The sequence below is a fragment of the Streptomyces calidiresistens genome (assembly GCF_014141525.1).
In the GTDB taxonomy this organism is placed as follows: domain Bacteria; phylum Actinomycetota; class Actinomycetes; order Streptomycetales; family Streptomycetaceae; genus Streptomyces; species Streptomyces calidiresistens.
This window is the reverse complement of sequence record NZ_VKHS01001564.1, coordinates 1-459: the sequence shown is the minus strand read 5'-3', so window position 1 is coordinate 459 and position 459 is coordinate 1. Positions and strand designations below refer to the sequence as shown.

The 459-nt window shown below is 79.1% G+C and carries 1 protein-coding gene; it reads right to left on the bottom strand.

Annotated elements, in window-relative coordinates:
- Positions 1–87: 87 nt before the first annotated feature.
- Entirely contained in the window at positions 88–417 is a 330-nt protein-coding gene (locus FOE67_RS28290; protein WP_182667633.1) for a hypothetical protein, read from the bottom strand.
- Between the last annotated feature and the right edge of the window lie 42 nt (positions 418–459).

Sequence of the window (459 nt, the reverse complement as noted above, 5' to 3'; positions counted from 1 at the left end):
CGGTTCTCCCCCACCCCGGCCCCGCGAATCCCGGGGGCGGGGTGAATCGTCCGTCACGGGGACGGACGCGCCGGGGGCCCCGGCGGTTCAGCCCAGAGGCTTGCCGACGAGGAGGTGACCGAAGCGGTAGCCGCGTTCCCGGCACTCCGCCTCGTCCGGTGAGCGTCCGGGGCCGGTGCACACCACCAGGGAGACCGCCCCCGCGGCCCGGGCCGCCTCCTCCGCGGCGTCGAGCACCTCGGCCCCGCGGGCGCCGCCCGTCCGCCCCGCGCGCGGGGCGCGGAACCGGGCCTCCGGTCCCGCGGAGGGCCCGGTGACGATCCGCAGGAGCGCCGGGTCGAGCCCCCGGCCGAGGCGCGGGATCGCGACCCCGGCACCCTCCGCCGCCGTTGCCGCCCCGGCCGCCCGACCCTCCACCGGCACACCTGTCTCTTAAACCCATCTGACGCTGCCGTTGCC